Annotated in this window: 14 protein-coding genes; 4 read left to right on the top strand and 10 right to left on the bottom strand. The window is 63.1% G+C overall.

Going from position 1 to position 18,324, the window contains the following annotated elements:
* Positions 1–24: 24 nt before the first annotated feature.
* Positions 25–1,002, bottom strand: coding sequence for a GMP reductase (locus Q7U49_RS00945; RefSeq protein WP_304761854.1), 978 nt, complete (start codon positions 1,000–1,002; stop codon positions 25–27).
* A gap of 91 nt (positions 1,003–1,093) precedes the next feature.
* Here Q7U49_RS00945 and Q7U49_RS00940 point away from each other — a divergent pair, with 91 nt between their 5' ends.
* Both Q7U49_RS00940 and Q7U49_RS00935 read left to right on the top strand, forming a co-directional pair.
* The gene (locus Q7U49_RS00940; RefSeq protein ID WP_304761852.1) at positions 1,094–3,520 is read left to right on the top strand and encodes a UvrD-helicase domain-containing protein; all 2,427 of its coding nucleotides are present in this window, start codon (positions 1,094–1,096) and stop codon (positions 3,518–3,520) included.
* Positions 3,521–3,616: 96 nt separating this feature from the next.
* Complete coding sequence (locus tag Q7U49_RS00935; protein WP_304761851.1) at positions 3,617–4,462, top strand: GNAT family N-acetyltransferase; 846 nt, start codon at positions 3,617–3,619, stop codon at positions 4,460–4,462.
* Between the two features lie 13 nt (positions 4,463–4,475).
* Here the strand turns inward: Q7U49_RS00935 and Q7U49_RS00930 are convergent, their stop codons facing one another.
* Genes Q7U49_RS00930 through Q7U49_RS00910 form a run of 5 tightly spaced genes read right to left on the bottom strand, consistent with a single transcriptional unit; the run spans position 4,476 to position 8,077 of the window.
* The gene (locus Q7U49_RS00930) at positions 4,476–5,219 is read right to left on the bottom strand and encodes a 1-acyl-sn-glycerol-3-phosphate acyltransferase (RefSeq protein WP_304761849.1); all 744 of its coding nucleotides are present in this window, start codon (positions 5,217–5,219) and stop codon (positions 4,476–4,478) included.
* Between the two features lie 22 nt (positions 5,220–5,241).
* Positions 5,242–6,003, bottom strand: a complete 762-nt coding sequence (locus tag Q7U49_RS00925; protein ID WP_304761847.1) for an iron dicitrate transport regulator FecR — start codon at positions 6,001–6,003, stop codon at positions 5,242–5,244.
* Entirely contained in the window at positions 6,000–6,791 is a 792-nt protein-coding gene (locus Q7U49_RS00920) for a BPSS1780 family membrane protein (RefSeq protein WP_304761846.1), read from the bottom strand. The genes Q7U49_RS00925 and Q7U49_RS00920 overlap by 4 nt, the downstream gene beginning before the upstream one ends.
* Positions 6,788–7,783, bottom strand: coding sequence for a homoserine kinase (locus Q7U49_RS00915; RefSeq protein ID WP_304761844.1), 996 nt, complete (start codon positions 7,781–7,783; stop codon positions 6,788–6,790). Before Q7U49_RS00915 ends, Q7U49_RS00920 begins: the two co-directional genes overlap by 4 nt.
* Positions 7,784–7,786: 3 nt before the next feature.
* Positions 7,787–8,077 carry a hypothetical protein gene (locus Q7U49_RS00910; protein WP_304761842.1) on the bottom strand — a complete coding sequence of 97 codons (291 nt, stop codon included), beginning with the start codon at positions 8,075–8,077 and terminating at the stop codon, positions 7,787–7,789.
* A gap of 53 nt (positions 8,078–8,130) precedes the next feature.
* On the opposite strand from Q7U49_RS00910, the gene polA reads away from it, so the two are divergent.
* Complete coding sequence (polA, locus tag Q7U49_RS00905) at positions 8,131–10,938, top strand: DNA polymerase I (RefSeq protein WP_304761840.1); 2,808 nt, start codon at positions 8,131–8,133, stop codon at positions 10,936–10,938.
* Between the two features lie 117 nt (positions 10,939–11,055).
* Complete coding sequence (locus tag Q7U49_RS00900) at positions 11,056–11,277, top strand: hypothetical protein (RefSeq protein WP_304728730.1); 222 nt, start codon at positions 11,056–11,058, stop codon at positions 11,275–11,277.
* Between the two features lie 9 nt (positions 11,278–11,286).
* On the opposite strand, the gene Q7U49_RS00895 is transcribed toward Q7U49_RS00900, so the two are convergent.
* The 4 genes from Q7U49_RS00895 to Q7U49_RS00880 form a co-directional block, all read right to left on the bottom strand.
* Positions 11,287–12,759, bottom strand: a complete 1,473-nt coding sequence (locus Q7U49_RS00895) for a DASS family sodium-coupled anion symporter (RefSeq protein WP_304761838.1) — start codon at positions 12,757–12,759, stop codon at positions 11,287–11,289.
* Positions 12,760–12,837: 78 nt separating this feature from the next.
* Entirely contained in the window at positions 12,838–16,362 is a 3,525-nt protein-coding gene (locus Q7U49_RS00890; RefSeq protein WP_304761836.1) for an indolepyruvate ferredoxin oxidoreductase family protein, read from the bottom strand.
* 71 nt (positions 16,363–16,433) lie between these two features.
* Positions 16,434–17,663, bottom strand: a complete 1,230-nt coding sequence (locus Q7U49_RS00885) for a dihydrolipoamide acetyltransferase family protein (RefSeq protein WP_304761834.1) — start codon at positions 17,661–17,663, stop codon at positions 16,434–16,436.
* 1 nt (position 17,664) lies between these two features.
* A partial coding sequence (locus tag Q7U49_RS00880) for an alpha-ketoacid dehydrogenase subunit beta (RefSeq protein WP_304761832.1) occupies positions 17,665–18,324 on the bottom strand: 660 nt, incomplete at its 5' end.

The following is an 18,324-nucleotide window of genomic DNA, read 5'->3' as shown; positions in this document are numbered from 1 at the left end:
TTGAAGCATGGCTTCAGCGCGGGTTTACATCAGCAAATGCTCACCCGCGTTGTCACCGCCCAGGGTGACGTAATTGACCTTGCGGATGTCCATCAGTTTCTTGCCACCGGAGTAGCTGATGGAGCTTTGCACGTCCTGCTCCATCTCGATCAGCGTGCCGGCCAGCTTGCCCTTGATGGGTTCCAGAATGCGCTTGCCTTCGACGTGTTTGTACTCGCCCTTGTTGAAGTCGCTGGCCGAGCCGTAATATTCCTTGTAGAGCTTGCCGTCCACTTCCACCGTCTGCCCCGGGCTTTCCTCGTGGCCGGCGAACAGCGAGCCAATCATGACCATGGTGGCGCCAAAGCGGATGCTCTTGGCAATGTCGCCGTGGTCGCGGATGCCGCCGTCGGCAATGATGGGTTTGGTGGCTACGCGGGCGCACCATTTCACTGCGCTCAGCTGCCATCCGCCGGTGCCAAAGCCGGTCTTGAGCTTGGTGATGCAGACCTTGCCCGGGCCAATGCCGACCTTGGTGGCATCGGCACCCCAGTTTTCCAGGTCGATCACCGCCTCGGGCGTGGCCACGTTGCCGGCAATGATGAAGGTGCTCGGGATTTTTTCGCGCAGGTAGCCGATCATGTTTTTCACGTTGTCCGAGTGGCCGTGGGCGATGTCGATGGTGATGTACTCCGGCGCCAGGTCCAAAGCCACCAATTGGTCGACCGTGTCGTAATCCGCTTTCTTGACGCCCAGGGAAATGGAGGCGTACAGGCCGCGCGCGTGCATGGCTTTGACAAACTGCACGTTGTCCAGGTCGAAGCGGTGCATCACGTAAAAGTAGTTGTTTTGCGCCAGCCAGATGCAGATGTCCTCGCTCACCACGGTCTTCATGTTGGCGGGCACCACCGGAATGCGAAAGCGCCGCGGCCCCAGTTCCACGCTGGCATCGCACTCGGAGCGGCTTTCCACCCGGCATTTGCGGGGCAGCAGCAGGATGTTGTCGTAGTCAAAAATTTCCATGGTCTGGCGCCTATCAAAAAAAACCGGGCCGCAATTGCTTGGGCCCGGTGCTTGATTCTATCGAAGTCGGGCGGCTTTCTACAATGCCCTCATGTTTTCAAACCTGACTCCTCCCAGCGCGCCAGATGCCGGCCTGCTGAACAACCTGAACCCCGAGCAGCTGGCCGCTGTCACCTTGCCGGCCGAACATGCACTGATTCTGGCCGGGGCGGGCTCCGGCAAGACCCGGGTGCTGACCACCCGCATTGCCTGGCTGCTGCAAACCGGGCAGGTGTCGCCCGGCGGTATCCTGGCGGTCACCTTCACCAACAAGGCTGCCAAGGAGATGATGACGCGCCTTGCAGCCATGTTGCCGCTCAATGTGCGCGGCATGTGGATTGGCACCTTCCACGGCCTGTGCAACCGCTTTTTACGCGCCCATTACAAACTGGCGAACCTGCCGCAGAGTTTCCAGATTCTGGACATGCAAGACCAGTTGTCATCCATCAAGCGTCTGTACAAGCAGTTCGGCATTGATGACGAGCGTTTTCCACCCAAGCAAATGCAGTGGTTCATTGGCGGCTGCAAGGAAGACGGCCTGCGCCCGAACATGGTCGAGGCGCGCGACGACGAAACGCGCAAGAAGATCGAGATCTACCAGCTGTACGAGGAGCAGTGCCAGCGCGAAGGCGTGGTCGACTTTGGTGAGCTGATGCTGCGCAGCTATGAACTGCTGCGCGACAACGATCCGATTCGTGAGCACTACCAGCGCCGCTTCAGGCACATTCTGATCGACGAGTTTCAGGATACCAACAAGCTGCAATACGCCTGGATCAAGATGCTGGCTGGCACCGGCGCCCACAGCACGGTAGACGGTGCCTTTCAGCCCACCGGTTGTGTGCTGGCCGTTGGGGACGATGACCAGAGCATTTACGCCTTTCGCGGCGCGCGGGTGGGCAACATGGCCGACTTTGTGCGCGAATTTGGCGTGCGTCACCAGATCAAGCTGGAGGAAAACTACCGCAGCGGCAGCAACATTCTGGACAGCGCCAATGCATTGATCGGCCATAACAGCAAACGCCTGGGCAAGAACCTGCGCACCGCCCAGGGTCCGGGTGAGCCGGTGCGGGTGTTTGAGTCGCCCAGCGACTTTGCCGAGGCCAAGTGGATGGTCGACGAGATGAAGCAGTTGGTGCGCGAGGGTTATGAGCGCAAGGAAATTGCCGTGCTTTACCGTTCCAACGCGCAAAGCCGGGTCATCGAGACCGCGCTGTTCAATGCCGGCATGCCGTACAAGGTGTATGGCGGCTTGCGCTTTTTTGAGCGCGCCGAAATCAAGAACGCGCTGGCCTATCTTCGCCTGCTGGAGAACCCGCGCGACGACACCAGTTTTTTGCGCGCGGTCAACTTTCCGCCGCGCGGCATCGGCATGCGCAGCCTGGAGCAGTTGCAGGATGCAGCGCGTGCCAGCGGTTGCTCGCTCAGCGACGCCGTCAGTGGCCTCAGCGGCAAGGCGGGCACCAACATTGGCGCCTTTTTGGCGGGCATCGACGTGCTGCGCGAGCAAACGCAGGGCTTGAGTCTGCGCGAAACAATTGAGCTCACGCTGGATCACAGCGGCCTGATCGACCACTACAAGGCCGACCGCGAAGGCGCCGACCGGGTGGAAAACCTGGAGGAGTTGGTCAATGCCGCCGAGAGTTTTGTCAGCCTTGAGGGCTTTGGCCGCGACGCCGTGGCGCTGCCGGTGGACGAACTGGGTCAGCCGCTCACCCAGTCGCCCGCATCCCAGGGCCTGGACCTGAACCAGCCGCTGCTGGACATTCCCGCGCCCGACGCCGAAACCGGTGAAACCCTGTCACCGCTGGCGGCCTTTTTGACGCACGCCGCGCTGGAGGCGGGTGACAACCAGGCGCAGGCTGGCCAGGACGCCATCCAGCTCATGACGGTGCACGCCAGCAAGGGCCTGGAATTTGATGGCGTGTTCATCACCGGCATCGAAGAGGGCCTGTTCCCGCATGAGAACTCCATGAACGACCGCGACGGCCTGGAGGAGGAACGCCGCCTGATGTATGTGGCCATCACGCGCGCGCGCAAGCGCCTCTACCTGAGCCATTCGCAGACCCGCATGCTGCACGGCCAGACGCGCTACAACTTGCGCAGCCGATTCTTTGAAGAGCTGCCCGAAGAAGCGCTGAAATGGATCACGCCCAAGCACGCCGGTTTGGGTCAGTCCGACAGCTTTTCTGATGCCCTGTATTCGGGCCAGTCCAATGCCTATGGCAGGCGCCCGGCAAGCCCCTTCGGCACGGATTATTCGCGCTTTGCAGCGGCTGCGCCCGTGCCAGTGACGCAACCCAAGGCCGAGGCGCAGGGCAGTCTGCGCACAGGGCAAAAGGTGTTTCATGCCAAGTTTGGCGAAGGCACGGTGTTGTTGCTGGAGGGCAAGGGCGACGATGCCCGGGCGCAAATCAACTTTCCGCGCCACGGTGTCAAGTGGCTGGCGCTGTCGGTGGCCAAGCTCACGCCCGTGCCTTGATTCCGGGTGAATTGATGTCACGGTATTGACATCAATTCGCCATGAAGTCGTCATCCGGGCTTGCCATCATCGTGTTGTTCAACCAAGGAGTACAACATGAGAGATTTGCCCACCCCGACGTTTGCCTTGTCTCCGGTCGCGATGCCCAGGGGGTCACTTCACCGACCTGGTACCGGCAAGCTGGAAACGCTGCTTTCTGCGCCCAAGGTCGAGCGCGCTCCCTTGCAAGTGTCCTGGGCCCGCCATGCTGACGAAGTCCGTCAGGCCCAGCGCTTGAGGTACCAGGTTTTTGCCGATGAGATGGGCGCCCGCCTGACCACCACGGTGCCGGGTCACGACGTCGACCTGTTTGACAATTATTGTGAACACCTGTTGGTGCGCGATGCTGCCAGCCAGCAAGTGGTGGGGACTTACCGGGTGCTGACCCCGGCCCAGGCCAAGCGCGTGGGCAGCACCTACAGCGACACCGAATTCGACCTGGTGCGGCTGCGTGCCTTGCGTGAACGCATGGTCGAGCTTGGCCGCAGTTGCGTGCATCCGGACCATCGCCACGGTGGCGTCATCATGGCGCTGTGGGGTGCGCTGGCCGAATTCATGGTGCGCAACCAGCTCGACACCATGATCGGCTGTGCCAGCATTCCGATGTTGCATAACGGCATGGTCAGTGGTGACGTGGCGGCCAGCATCTGGCACCAGCTCAAAAGCACCCATTTGGCGCCGATCGAGTTTCATGTGCGGCCCCGGTTGGCGCTGCCGGTGGACGAGTTGGACAGCAGCCTGGCGGTGGAACCTCCAGCGCTGATCAAGGGTTATCTGCGCCTGGGCGCCAAGGTGTTGGGCGCGCCCGCCTGGGACCCCGACTTCAACACCGCCGATCTGCCCATGCTGATGTGCATTGATGATCTGCCTGCGCGCTACCGAAAACACTTTCTGGGGGCCTGATCCCTCAACCGGCTCATGCCTTCAGCATGGCCGAAATCTCGGTCCGTGCGTCCGCCGCCCAGGCCTGGCGGTTGCGTCCCGCGCAGTGTTGCGCTGGTCCGAAACTGAGCACCACGCGCTGCTGTGGTGCGCGCAGGGTGCGCCATACCGAACCCAAAAAAGTGTCGTCGTCAATGTAGCAGGCCGCCAGGCTGGGCTGGCCGCTGGCCGCATCCTCAAAGCGCAAGGCCACGGTTTGCACCGGGGCGTCGGCCGAAATGGCAGCTTGAAACAGATTGGCGTGAAAAGGCAGCACCTGCAGCCCGTTGCTGGTGGTGCCTTCGGGAAAAATGGCCAGCACCATGCCGCTGTCAGCGTGCAGTTTTTCTGCCATCTGGTGCACCACGCGCAAGGCATCACGCCGGGAACTCCGGGCAATGAACAGCGTGCCTGCGGCGCGGGTGAGCGCGCCCACCACCGGCCATCGGTCGATTTCGGACTTGGACACAAAGCGGCAGTGGCACGAGGCCAGCAAGACCACGATGTCGAGCCAGGACACGTGGTTGGCGACCAGTAGCACCGGGCCCTTCGCGGGTGGCGTGCCGTTCAATTTCAGGTCAATGCTCAGCAGCGCCAGCGCGGCCTGGGCCCAGGCCTGGATGCGCTCGGATTTTTGATCGGCCCGCCAGCCAGGGAAATGCCGGTTCACGATCCAGAGGCCCCGCACCAGGTGCAGCCCGACACGGGTCAGCCGGGTCAGCGCAAAGAAATTTCTCATCATCCGCGTACGGTGTTCCGGTTTATTTGGCCTGGACTTCAGCCGGGTGCTGTTTGTCGGGCTCGTCTTCCATGTAGCCGCGCCCGTTCCAGAGCCCCTTTTTGCCCAGAATCTGCCAGTTGGTGCGCTGCTTGACCAAGCCCGCCAGCGCTTCCAGTTCCTCATCGGTGTGGTTGATGGCCTTGGCTGGAAACAGGAATTGACCGTTTTTGGCGACCGGTTCGGCCCAGAACGACTGGTGGTAATCCGACTGGCTGAGCACCTTGTCGGTTCCCGCGCCCACTTCCACCGTGCCGTAGCAGTTGCAAAAGTAGCTGCGAAAGCCTTGTTCCGGGAAGACCTCGGTGTAGGTGCCGGTGCCGCGTATGCCCAGGGTCACGGTCGGTGTCGCAATGCGGCGCAGCGTGCCCTTGCCCCAGACGCCGATCACCGCACCCGTGAGCAAACGCAGCCCACTCACCACGCTCGGGCTGGCGCCGCGCTCCACCACCAGGCGGCTGTTCTGGCGCACCTGGAACGAGGAATCGCCCAGCACAAAAATCAGGTTCGAGTTGGGTCCTGTCGTGATTCCATCACCGCTCTGGATGGTCTGGCCAGGCAACAGGCGCCGGCCGTTGAGCAGCACATCACCCGTCAGTTCCACGATATTGCTGCGCTGCTGGGCCTGTGCCGAGGCCGCGCCACCCAAGGCCACCCAGACGCTGGCGGCCTGAACAAAACTGCGGCGCTGCATCCACAGCAGTTCCCGTTCGTTGCGCCCGACCAGGGTGTGAACGTGACTCACGCTGCGTCTGGCGCCGGGAGCGGCGTTTCAAGTTCGAAACTGTCTCGGTAGGTAAAGTACAGCGAGGTGAAAAACATCGACGCCAGCAGCATCAGTGCCGGGAACAGCATCACGCCCAACATCGCCGGGTTGCCCAGCACGCTGCCCAGTGTGCCAAGGGTCAGCACGGCGACGACGATGGTCGCCATCCAGGCGAGGCCAAACACGGTGAATGCCCAGAAATTGCGAAAACACGCAACGATGCTGAAAAACATGCTTTTCAGCGGTGGCAAGTCGTGCCAGAACACCAGCGCCGGGGCGTGCCAGAACATCAGTGACAGCGGCAGGTGCAAGCTAATGAAGGTCCACATCGCGCTTTGAAAGCCTGGCGACTGCAGCAACTCTGCCGTGGGCGCGCTGCCGCCCAGGTAAAGCCGGGCGAAGCCGCCGCCGTCCACCAAATAGGAGACGCCCATGGCCAGCATGAAGCCGCCGGCGTACAGGGCGCCCAGCGTCAGCATGGCGCGCAGCTTGGCCGGCCCGGCGCGCAAGGCCGTGAACAAAATCAGCGGCATCGGAAATTTGCCTTGCGTAGCTTCGCGGGTGGCGGCCATCAGGCCCAACGTGGCGGCAGGCAGCAGTGTCATGGCCAGTGGCAAGCCGACGACGGGCACCATGGTGGTTACAGACATGACGGCCATGAACATGAAAAACAAGCCGGCCAAGGCCAGTGGTTGCTTGAGGAATGTCTGCATGCCGAGCTTGACCCAGACAGCACCCGTGCGGGCAGGAACGAGCTTGAGTTTCATGGGAGCGCCTCCAGCGCCGTATAGTCGAGTCCCTGGCTGGCCCGGTGTTGCAGGATGCGTTCAAAATGTACCGGGTCGTGGGCTTGCAGCATGCTGGCCTGACGCGGCAGGTAAAAGTCCCACAGGCGTGACAGCCAGAAGCGCAAGGCACCAGCGCGCAACAGGGCGGGCAGCAGTTCTTTTTCTGCGGCTTGCAGTGGGCGCACGGCGTTGTAGGCCGCCAGAAAATGGTGCGCATTGACCGCCAGGTGCGTGCCGCTGGCCTGGTCGATGCACCAGTCATTCAGGCACACCGCCAAGTCAAACAGCCAACTGTCCACGCCAGCAAAATAAAAGTCAAAAACACCGCTCAGCACCGGCTGTCCGGCTACCGTGCTGAACATGGCGTTGTTGCAGAACAGGTCGGCGTGGATCGGGCCACGCGGCAGGGCGGCATAGCTTGGCAGGGCGGCCAGCGCGTTTTGATAAGCCAGTTCGCCGGCGATCAGGGTTTTCTGGCTGTCGCTCAGGTAGGGCAGAACCTCGGGCACCGTGTCGTTCCACCAGCTCAGGCCACGCAGGTTGGGCTGGCTCAAGGAGAAGTCGCGCCCGGCCAGGTGCATGCGAGCCAGCATGGCGCCCATCTGGGCGCAGTGCACCGGGCCGGGGGTGAGCACGCTGGCACCGTGCAATTTGTCCACCACGGCGGCGGGTTTGCCTTTGACATGGAGCACCAGTTCACCCTGGGCGTTGGCATGCGGCTCGGGGACTGCAATGCCACGCTGCGCCAGGTGGCTCATCAACTGCAAATAGAACGGCAATTGCTCAAAGCCCAGCCGTTCAAACAGTGTCAGCACATAGTCATGGGCCTGACCGTCGCGCTGGGTGGTGACGAAATAATTGGTGTTCTCGATCCCGCCCACGCAGCCTTGCAGACTCTCTAACGCGCCCAGGCCAAGCGCTTGCAGCAGCTCATCGGCCTCGGAAAAAGAGACTTCGGTGTAAACCGCCATGGCTCAGAAGCCCAGCACTTTCCAGGTGCGTTCACCTGTTTTGGGCGCCACCTGATACGCAGGCATGCCGACTTTGGGCTGCACGGTGATGCTTTGGGTCTCGCCGCCCACGCGCACCTCGTCAATGCGTGCGCCGGCATCTTCGACCTGAAGGTGCTCAACGCGCGCCTGTGCCCTGGCCGGGGCCTCGCGTTGCGCCGTGGCACTGGCGGCCTCGGACGGGGGAGTGGCAGTTTGGCTCCAAGCCAGGCCACAGGCCAGCAGGAGGGGGAGAACGGTATAAATTGAGCGCATCATTTGATTGTAGATAAAGCGGCCGTGCGCCCGGCTGCAGGCAAAATGCCGGCATGAACAATGCCCCACCCAAAACCTTGCTGCTGGTCGATGGCTCCAGCTACCTGTACCGCGCTTTTCATGCCATGCCCGACTTGCGCGCGGTGCCGGGCGACCCGGGCAGCGCGCCCACCGGGGCTATTCGCGGCATGATCAACATGCTGCAGAGCTTGCGCAAGGAGGTGCCCGCTGCGTACGCCGTCTGCGTCTTTGACGCCAAAGGCCCCACCTTTCGTGATGATTTGTACCCCGAGTACAAGGCCCACCGCTCGCCCATGCCCGACGACTTGCGCGCCCAGATCGAGCCCATCCACGAGGTGGTGCGGCTGATGGGCTGGAAGGTTCTGGACGTGCCCGGCGTCGAGGCTGATGACGTGATCGGCACGCTGGCCGCCACGGCTGCGGCGCAGGACATGCAGGTGATTGTGAGCAGCGGCGACAAGGACCTGGCGCAGCTGGTCAACGAGCGCATCACCATCATCGACACCATGAATGGCCGCGTGCGTGACGTGGCTGGGGTCACCGCCGAGTTTGGCGTGCCGCCCAGCCTGATGGTGGACTACCAGACTCTGGTGGGCGATGCCATCGATAACGTGCCAGGCGTGCCCAAGGTCGGGCCCAAAACGGCTGCCAAGTGGCTCAACGAATATGGTTCGCTCGACGCCATCGTGGCCCAGGCCCACACCATCAAGGGGGCGGTTGGAGAAAATTTGAGGAAATCGCTGGACTGGCTGCCCACCGGCCGCCTGCTGCTGACCATCAAGACCGACTGCGACCTGAAAGCCTGGCTGCCGGATTTGCCCGACATGGACGACATTGCCGTGGGCAGCATGAACACTGCAGCGCTGGCCGAGTTTTATGAAAAATACGGCTTCAAGGGCCTGGCGCGGGCGTTGGGGTCGGGCTCTGGCTCTGGCCCTGGCCCCATTTCCGCTGTCAAGTCCGTCACCAGCAACCGTGAACCCGGTCTCTTCGACGATCTGGAACCCGCGCCGGCCCCCGTCACCCCCCGCGTCAGCACCGTCAGCTACGACACCATCCTCACCTGGGACGCCTTCGATCATTGGCTGGCCAAGCTGCAGGCCGCCGAGCTGGTGGCCGTGGACACCGAGACCACTTCGCTGGACGAAATGCGCGCGCAGATTGTCGGCATCAGCTTCAGCGTCACCCCGGGCGAGGCGGCTTATATTCCGCTGGCCCACGCCTACCCGGATGCCCCCACCCAGTTGCCCATCGACGAGGTCTTGGCCAAACTCAAACCCTGGCTGGAGGACGGCAAGCACAAAAAGCTCGGTCAGCATGTCAAGTACGACCGCCATGTGTTTGCCAACCACGGCATCGAGGTGCAGGGCTACGCGCACGACACCATGTTGCAAAGCTACGTGCTCGAAGTCACCAAGCCGCATGGCCTGGCCAGCCTGGCCGAGCGCCACCTGGGGCGCAGCGGCATCAGCTTTGAAGACCTGTGCGGCAAGGGCGTCAACCAGCTCTGTTTTGATCAGGTCGAGGTGGCCAAGGCGGCCGAGTATTCGTGTGAAGACTCCGACATGACACTTGACGTGCATGGGGTGTTGTGGCCGCTGCTCCAGGCCAACGACAAATTGCGTTTTATCTACGAGCTCGAGATCGCCAGCAGCGAGGCCCTGTACCGCATCGAGCGCAATGGAGTGCTGATTGATGCGCCCACGCTGGCGGCGCAAAGCCACGAACTCGGCAAGCGCATTCTGCAATTGGAGACCGAAGCGCACGAGCTGGCCGGCCAGCCTTTCAACCTGAGCAGCCCGAAGCAGATTGGCGAGATTTTCTTCGTCAAGCTCGGCTTGCCGGTGGTCAAGAAAACCCCCACCGGCACGCCCAGCACCGACGACGAGGTGCTGCAAAAGCTGGCCGAAGACTACCCGCTGCCGGCCAAGATTCTGGAACACCGCAGCCTGTCCAAGCTCAAGGGCACCTATACCGACAAACTGGCACAGCTGGCGCACCCGCGCACCGGGCGCGTGCACACCCATTACGCGCAGGCCGTGGCCGTGACCGGGCGCCTGAGCAGCAACGACCCCAACCTGCAGAACATTCCGGTGCGCACCCCTGAGGGCCGGCGTGTGCGCGAGGCCTTTGTGGCGCCGCCCGGCTGCGTCATTGCCAGCGCCGACTACAGCCAGATCGAGCTGCGCATCATGGCGCACATCAGTGGCGACGCGGCCCTGCTGCTGGCCTTTCATGACGGCATGGACGTGCACCGCGCCACCGCCGCCGAAATCTTTGGCGTGGACACCGCGCAGGTCAGCGGCGAGCAGCGCCGCTACGCCAAGGTCATCAACTTCGGCCTGATTTACGGCATGAGCGCCTACGGCTTGGCCAAGGCACTGGCCATCGACAACACCGCCGCCAAAAACTACATCGCGCGCTACTTTGACCGTTACCCCGGCGTGAAGCACTACATGGACCAGACCCGGGCGCAAGCCAAGGCGCAGGGTTACGTCGAGACCGTGTTTGGCCGTCGCCTGTACCTGCCCGAGATCAATTCGCCCAACGGGCCGCGGCGCAGCGGTGCCGAGCGCGCCGCCATCAACGCGCCCATGCAGGGCACGGCGGCCGACCTGATCAAGCTGGCCATGGTCAAGGTGCAGCAGGTGATTGACGCCGAGCAGCGCGCCACCAAAATGATCATGCAGGTGCACGACGAACTGGTGTTCGAAGTGCCCGCGTCCGAGGTGGACTGGGTGCGCCATGAGGTGCCCCGTCTCATGGCCGGGGTCGCGCACCTCAAGGTGCCGCTGCTGGCCGAGGTGGGGGTGGGGCCGAACTGGGACAAGGCGCATTGAGCGTCTGTGCGGCACAGCACATAGTTGTGTGAACTGGCGTGCTTAAATGCTTGGCGTGTTTCACGCTCTGATGCCGTCGGTGTCGAAGCTTGAGTGAGGCGTTACAGAGGAGATTTCATGAATTCAATCAAACTTGTCGGTGTCGTGCTCATCGTGTTGGGCGCCCTCGGGCTCGTCTACGGTGGCTTCAGCTACACCAAGGACACCACGGCGCTCAAAGTCGGGCCGCTTGAAATGACGGTACAGGAAAAGAAGACCGTCAACGTGCCGCTGTGGGCCGGCATTGGCGCCATTGTGGTGGGTGGCGTGCTGCTGGTCATGGGCGGCAAAAAGGGCTAACGCCCACGTTCAGAGGTAGCCCAGCACCGACCACCAGATACCGCCCACGACAATCAGGATGAGCAGGTTGACCACGCTCATGACCAGGCCGGCGCCCCACCATTCATTGAGCGTGGTGTAGCCCGAGCCAAAAATGATGGGTGCGGTGCCGGTGCCGTAGTGGGTCAATGACATCATCAAAGACGACGAGAACGCCAGCACCAGCGCCAGCAGCATGGGCGGCGCACCGAGCGCCACCCCGGCGGTGAAGAAAGCGGCAAACATGGCGGTGATGTGCGCCGTGGTGCTGGCAAAGAAGTAGTGCGCGTAAAAGTAGATCGCCACCAGAATGGCGGTGCCGGTCATCCAGTCCAGGCCCAGGTAGCTGATGCCGGTTTGAATCGAGCTTGAAAACCAGGCGATCAAGCCCAGCTTGCCCAGGAAGGTGGCCATCATCACCAGCGCCGCAAACCAGATCAGGGTGTCCCAGGCGCTCTTGGCTTTCAGAATGTCGTCCCAGTCCAGCACGCCGGTCACCAGCAACAGCGACAGGCCGATCCAGGCGGTGGTGGTGGCATTGATCTCGTAGGCCGGACCAAACAAATAGGCCGGCACGCTGGCCCACATCAGCAGCATCAGGCCCAAAACCCCCAAGGTAATTTTTTCTGAAGTTTTGATCGGCCCCAGTTTGGCCAGCTCGCTGTCGGCCAGTTCCTTGGCGTTGGGGGTGTTCTTGATCTCGGGCGGAAACAGGAAATACAGCACCAGCGGCATCACCAGCAGCATGACCAGGCCGGGCACCAGGGCGGCCAGCGCCCACTGGCCCCAGGTGATCTTGATGGCCGAGTCGGTGGCTTTGGCGACCAGATCGACGATCAGCGGGTTGGGTGCCGTGGCGGTGATGAACATCGCCGAGGTGATGGGGTTGGTGTTGTAGTTCACCAGCGCCAGATAACGGGCAATTTTTTTCGAGGTGCCGAGTTCCGGGGTCGAGCCAAAGGCATCGGCAATCGAACGCATGATGGGGTGGATGATGGCGCCGCCGCGTGCCGTGTTGCTCGGGGTCACCGGGGCAATCACCAGCTCCGACACGACCAGACCATAGGCCACGCCCAGGGTCTTCCTGCCGAACAGGGAAATGAAGTAGTAGCCAATGCGGGTGCCCAACCCGGTCTTGGTCAGGGCCACGGCAATCATCACGGCAATCGCGATCAGCCAGATCAGCGGGTTGGCAAAGCCGCTCAAGGCATCGGCAATGGCGCCCTCGGGCTTGCCCGGGCGGGTCACGCCGGTGATGGCCACCAGCGAAATGGCGATGATCGACAGCGCGCCGATCGGCATCGCCTTGCCGATGATGGCGGCAATGGTGCCAATGAACAGGGCCAGCAAATGCCAGGCTTCCGGGGTGACTTTCTCCGGCACCGGAATCCCAAACCAGATCAGCAGGCCGATGCCGATGGCGATGGCCGATGGCACCAGTTTGGGTAAGGACGAGTTGTTCATCGCATTGACCTTCCAGGGTTCGAGTTGTCGATCAAGCCGAATCTTAAAGGTGAATATCAGGGTTTTCCCTGATATGTATCAGCTTGTGGGCTCTTTGCTTGGCAGGGTTGCCACAAACGCCATCACCACCGGTTCTGCCGCGGTGCCCCGGCAGGCTTGCCGCCATTGCTGGCCCGCCTGCAGCAACTGGCGTTCCTTGACATGGCCAAAGCCGCGCACCTCCGTCCCAATGCCGGCCAGCTTGACGGCAGCGGCGTGGTTGCCGGCGGTCAGGCTTGGCAGCAGGGCCTCGATCATGGCCGGGTACATCCGCGCCAGGCTTCGCTCCAGGCGCCGCTCAGCGGTTTGGCAGAAGGGGTCGAGCCAACCGCCACGCAGGCCCTTGAAGCGCGTCAGCACGCGCATCACTGACAACACCCAGGGGCCGTAAGCCTTCTTTTTGAGGTGGCCGGTGGCGGGGTCGCGCTTGGCCAACAAAGGCGGCGCCAAATGGAAGCTCAGCTTGGTGTCCCCATCGAACTGTTCACGCAGTTGTTTCTCGAAGCGGCCATCGGTGTAGAGCCGGGCCACCTCGTACTCGTCCTTGATGGCCATCAGCCGGTAGGCCTGGGTGAGCACGGTGCGGGTCAACCGCTCGCTGCCGGGCAGGGCTTGTTGCTCGGCGTGTTGCACTTGGCGCACCAGGGTCTCGAAACGCGCGGCGTAAGCCTGGTTTTGGTAGGCGACCAGGTCCGTGCTGCGACGCGCTATCAAGGTCTCCAGCGTTTCTTTTTCAGGTCTGACCAGGCGTACCACCTGCGCCGGGCTGCTCTGGCGCAGCACGGCGTCGAGGTCCAGCGCGGCGCGACGGCCCCAGTCCAGCGCGGCCAGGTTGGCCGCCACCGCAACGCCGTTGATCTCGATGGCGCGCTGGATCGCCTGCAGCGACACCGGCAGCCAGCCCTGCTGCAGGGCATACCCCAGCATCAGCATGTTGGCCGCAATGGCGTCGCCAAAGAGCTGGGTCGCCAGACGCGTGGCCGGGAGGGCCTGCACGCGCTCGGCACCCGCCGCGTTGTCGATGGCGCTGCGCAACTGGTCTTCGCCAAACTCGGCGCCCACCGGGTTCAGCACAAAGGCGGCGTGCGGCGCCAGATGGGTGTTGAGTGCCACCCGGGTGCGCCGCGGTGTCATGGTCGCCAGGGCGGCCGGGCTGGCCGCCACCATCATGTCGCAAGCCAGCACCAGGTCGGCATTGGCCGTGGCGACACGTGGTGTGTGCAAATGTGAGGCATCGCGCGCAATACGCACATGCGACAGCACGGCGCCGTTCTTTTGCGCGATGCCGGTTTGGTCCAGGCAGGTGGCGCTCAGGCCTTCCAGGCGCGCAGCCATGGCCAGAATGGCGCCAATGGTGATGACGCCGGTGCCGCCAATGCCGGTGATGACCGTTTCATGCGCGGGCAGCACGGGCGCGCGTCGCGGCGCGGGCATGGGAGGCGAGGGCGGCGTGGCATTGGGCGCTTGCTGCTGCGCTCGCGTGCTCTTGCGCGGCCTGGCCCCGGTCAGCGTGACAAAGCTCGGGCAAAAACCGTCGACACATTTGGTGTCCTTGTTGCAGGACGACTGGTTGATCTGGCGCTTGCGGCCGAGTTCGGTCTCCAGCGGTTCGATTGAGATGCAGTTGGATTGCACCGAGCAGTCGCCGCAGCCCTCGCACACGGCTTCGTTGATGAAGGCGCGTACATCGGGGTCGGCCAGCGTGCCGCGCTTGCGCCGGCGCCGCTTCTCGGCGGCACAGGTCTGGTCGTACAGCAGCACCGTGACGCCAGCGGTGTCGCGCAGCTTGCGCTGCAAGCCGTCAAGTTCGTCGCGGCCGTGCAGTGTGACCCCCTGGGGAAAACCGCCGTTGGGCGCCGCCATTTGTTGGTACTTTTCCGGGTGATCCGACACCACCACGACTTGGCCCACGCCCTCGGCCAGCAACTGCGCCACGATTTGCTGCGGCGAGAAGGTATCAGAGATGGCCTGGCCCCCGGTCATGGCCACAGCGTCGTTGTAGAGCAGCTTGTAGCTGATGTTGGCCTTGGCATACACGGCGGCCCGCACCGCCAGGATGCCCGAGTGGTGGTAGGTGCCGTCGCCCAGGTTGGTGAAGACATGTTGGCGGCTGGAAAAATTCATGGCGCCAAGCCAGCTCACGCCTTCGCCGCCCATCTGGCTGAAGGTCTCAGTCTGCCGGTCCATGAACAGGGTCAGCCAGTGGCAGCCGATGCCGGCCAGGGCGATGCTGCCCTCGGGCAATTGGGTCGAGCTGTTGTGTGGGCAACCGGAGCAAAAATACGGCGTGCGGGCTGCCAGCGCCGGGGCATTTTGCAGCGCTTGCGCCTTGGCCTGCCACAGCGCGAGCCGGGTTTGCGCCGCCGGGCTGCTGACCAGTTCGGGCAAGCTGCGGGCCAATACCTGCGCCAGCAGCGCGGGGCTGGTTTCGCCGTGCTGCGGGATCAGCGTCTGGCCATCGGGCCCGAGTTTGCCCAGCACAACAGGGCAGGGCGCGCTGCCAAACAAAATGCTTTTGAGCTGGTCTTCGATCAGGGCACGTTTCTCTTCCACCACCAGCACGGTCTCCAGCCCTTGGGTGAATTCAAGAATCTGTTGCGCATCCAGCGGGTAAATCATGCCCAGCTTGAGCAGGCGCACGCCGTGCTGCGCCAGATCCTGCTCGCTCAGTCCCAGGTCATGCAGCGCCTGCATCAGGTCAGCCCAGGGTTTGCCAGCCGAGATGATGCCGATGCGTGCGTCGGTAGCCGCGCCGCTGATCCGGTTGATGCCGGAAAAGCGCGCAAAGCTTTTGGCGTGCGCCAGCTTGACTTCATACAGGCGGCGCTCCTGCTCGACCCGGTTGTCGGGCCAGCGAATGTGCACATCGGCGGTTTGCTGCAGTTCGGGCCAGTCGGCGCGCACACGGTCGATGTCCAGGTCCACAATGGCGGAGCTTTCGGCAATGTCGGTCACGGCCTTGTAGCCAACCCAGCAGCCGCTGTATTTGGAAAGTTCAATGCCCATGACACCGAAGTCGAGCATGTCCTGCACGCTGGCGGGGTAGAGCACCGGCATGCCGACCGAGACAAAGTCGTAATCCGAGCAGCCGGTCACGGTGCTCGACACCGCATTGGGGTCATCCCCGGCAATGGCCAGCACACCACCCTGGGGCGAGCTGCCGGCCTGGTTGGCATGGCGCAACACGTCGATGCTGCGGTCCACCCCGGGCGCCTTGCCGTACCACAGGCCAAAGACGCCATCAAAGGCGCTGTCACCGAGCAAATGCACTTGCTGGCTGCCCCAGACGGCGGTGGCGGCCAGTTCCTCGTTGACGCCGGCCTGGAACGTGATGTCACGCGCGTCCAGATGGGCCTGGGCCGCCCACAGCGCCATGTCGTAGGTGCCGACCGGTGAGCCGCGGTAGCCTGAAATGTAGCCACCCAGTTTTTTGCCCGCGCGCGCGCCGCGCTCGTGCAGGGTCAGGGGCAGTCGCACCAGCGCTTGCATGCCGCTCATGAAAGCCTGGCCCTGGGTGTTGACGTACTTGTCGTCCAGCGAGACGTCGGCAAGGGGCGGGTTCATTTGGTTCATGGGCAGCGTTCGGAATCAATTTTTAAAAGCACGAACCGATGGTGCCACAGTCCAGACCGATTTCAGGTCACCAGCAGTGTTCCCGGGCATTCCAGATAACCGCGAATTTGCTGGATGAACTCCGCCGCATTCATGCCGTCCACCACCCGGTGGTCAAACGAACTCGAGACGTTCATCATCTTGCGCGCCACCACCAGCCCGCCCCTGATCATGGGCCGCTCGACGATGCGGTTCGGGCCGATGATGGCGACCTCGGGATGGTTGATGACGGGGGTATGGGCAATCCCAGCCAGCGGTCCCAGACTGGTGACGGTGATGGTCGAGCCACTCAGTTCCTCGCGCGTGGCTTTGCCGCTGCGGGCGGCTTCGGCCAGGCGCAGGATCTCGGCGGCGCAGGCCCATAAATCGAGGGTTTCGGCGTGTCGGATCACCGGCACCATCAGGCCGCCGCTGGTCTGCGTGGCCAGACCCAGATGCACGGCGGCAAAGCGCGTGACCACGGCGGCCTCGTCGTCATATCGGGCGTTGACCTCGGGGTGCTGCCGCACCGCCAGCACGATGGCACGGATCAAAAACGGCAGCAGCGTGAGTTTGCCGCGTGTACCACCATATTGCGTGTTCAGGCGCGCGCGCAGGTCTTCGAGCTCGGTGACGTCGATTTCTTCGACATAGGTGAAATGCGGAATGCGGCGCTTGGCTTCCTGCATCTTTTGCGCAATCTTGCGGCGCAGACCGATCACGGGAACCGCTTCTTCCGCTGTGCCTTGCGCATAGCGCGGGTCGCTGGCTACCTTGCCCGGGCTGGCGCCGCCGTGCTGCGCGTGCGCGTCCAGGTCCGCCTGCGTGATGCGCCCGGCCGGGCCGGTGCCCTTGACCGTGGCCAGTTGAATGCCGAGTTCCCAGGCACGGTGGCGAACCGCGGGTGCGGCGATGGGTTTTGAACCCTGTGGGGAAGGGGCTGAATTCGGTGGGGCAGACGCTGCGACGGGTTGGATAGTGGGCGACTGTGGGGCAGTCTTTGCTCGGCCATAGTCGACTGAAGTCGACCCCACAAGCACCTCGATGTGAATGATCTCGGTGCCGACGGCCACCACCTGACCTACAGCCGCATCGAGTGACACCACGACGCCGGCCACATGTGAGGGAATTTCGACCGTGGCCTTGTCGGTCATGACGTCGGCCAGGATCTGGTCTTCAGCCACGCTGTCACCCACCTGCACATGCCAGGCCACCAGTTCGACCTCGGCAATGCCTTCACCGATGTCGGGCATCTTGATGGTTTGTATGCTCATGTCAGGCCTCCATCACGCGTTGCAGGGCGGCGCCAACGCGCGCCGGCCCCGGAAAGTATGACCATTCCTGCGCGTGCGGGTAGGGCGTGTCCCAGCCGGTGACACGCTCGATGGGCGCTTCCAATTGGTAGAAGCAATGCTCCTGAATGAGCGCGCTGAGCTCCGCCCCCAGCCCATTGGTGCGCGTGGCTTCATGCACGATGACGCAGCGGCCTGTTTTCTTGACCGAAGCCACCAGCGTGTCGAGGTCCAGCGGCCACAGGCTGCGCAGGTCGATGACTTCGGCGTCGATGCCGGTTTCTTCGGCGGCCACTTGCGACACGTACACGGTGGTGCCGTAAGTCAGCACCGTGACGGCCGAGCCTGGACGCACGATGGCAGCCACATCCAGCGGCACCGTGTAGTAGCCGTCCGGCACCTGGGCTTGCGGGTGTTTGGACCACGGGGTCACCGGGCGGTCGTGGTGGCCGTCGAACGGGCCGTTGTACAGGCGCTTGGGTTCCAGAAAGATGACGGGATCGTCGTTCTCGATGGAGGCGATCAGCAGGCCCTTGGCGTCATACGGGTTGGACGGCATCACCGTGCGCAAGCCGCAGACCTGCGTGAACATGGCCTCGGGGCTCTGGCTGTGGGTTTGGCCGCCATAAATGCCGCCGCCACA

The sequence above is a fragment of the Rhodoferax sp. genome (assembly GCF_030653815.1).
In the GTDB taxonomy this organism is placed as follows: Bacteria; Pseudomonadota; Gammaproteobacteria; order Burkholderiales; family Burkholderiaceae_C; genus Rhodoferax.
Note: the sequence above shows the minus strand (reverse complement) of the source record. Positions and strands in the feature narration are given on the sequence as shown.

Excerpts from the sequence above, each read along its gene's own strand:
- Q7U49_RS00885 (WP_304761834.1), bottom strand. The coding sequence starts at position 17,663 with ATGAGCATACAAACCATCAAGATGCCCGACATCGGTGAAGGCATTGCC.
- Q7U49_RS00890 (WP_304761836.1), bottom strand. The coding sequence starts at position 16,362 with ATGAACCCGCCCCTTGCCGACGTCTCGCTGGACGACAAGTACGTCAAC.
- Q7U49_RS00895 (WP_304761838.1), bottom strand. The coding sequence starts at position 12,759 with ATGAACAACTCGTCCTTACCCAAACTGGTGCCATCGGCCATCGCCATC.
- Q7U49_RS00940 (WP_304761852.1), top strand. The coding sequence starts at position 1,094 with ATGTTTTCAAACCTGACTCCTCCCAGCGCGCCAGATGCCGGCCTGCTG.
- Q7U49_RS00900 (WP_304728730.1), top strand. The coding sequence starts at position 11,056 with ATGAATTCAATCAAACTTGTCGGTGTCGTGCTCATCGTGTTGGGCGCC.
- Q7U49_RS00915 (WP_304761844.1), bottom strand. The coding sequence starts at position 7,783 with ATGGCGGTTTACACCGAAGTCTCTTTTTCCGAGGCCGATGAGCTGCTG.
- polA (WP_304761840.1), top strand. The coding sequence starts at position 8,131 with ATGAACAATGCCCCACCCAAAACCTTGCTGCTGGTCGATGGCTCCAGC.
- Q7U49_RS00920 (WP_304761846.1), bottom strand. The coding sequence starts at position 6,791 with ATGAAACTCAAGCTCGTTCCTGCCCGCACGGGTGCTGTCTGGGTCAAG.
- Q7U49_RS00910 (WP_304761842.1), bottom strand. The coding sequence starts at position 8,077 with ATGCGCTCAATTTATACCGTTCTCCCCCTCCTGCTGGCCTGTGGCCTG.
- Q7U49_RS00930 (WP_304761849.1), bottom strand. The coding sequence starts at position 5,219 with ATGAGAAATTTCTTTGCGCTGACCCGGCTGACCCGTGTCGGGCTGCAC.
- Q7U49_RS00935 (WP_304761851.1), top strand. The coding sequence starts at position 3,617 with ATGAGAGATTTGCCCACCCCGACGTTTGCCTTGTCTCCGGTCGCGATG.
- Q7U49_RS00945 (WP_304761854.1), bottom strand. The coding sequence starts at position 1,002 with ATGGAAATTTTTGACTACGACAACATCCTGCTGCTGCCCCGCAAATGC.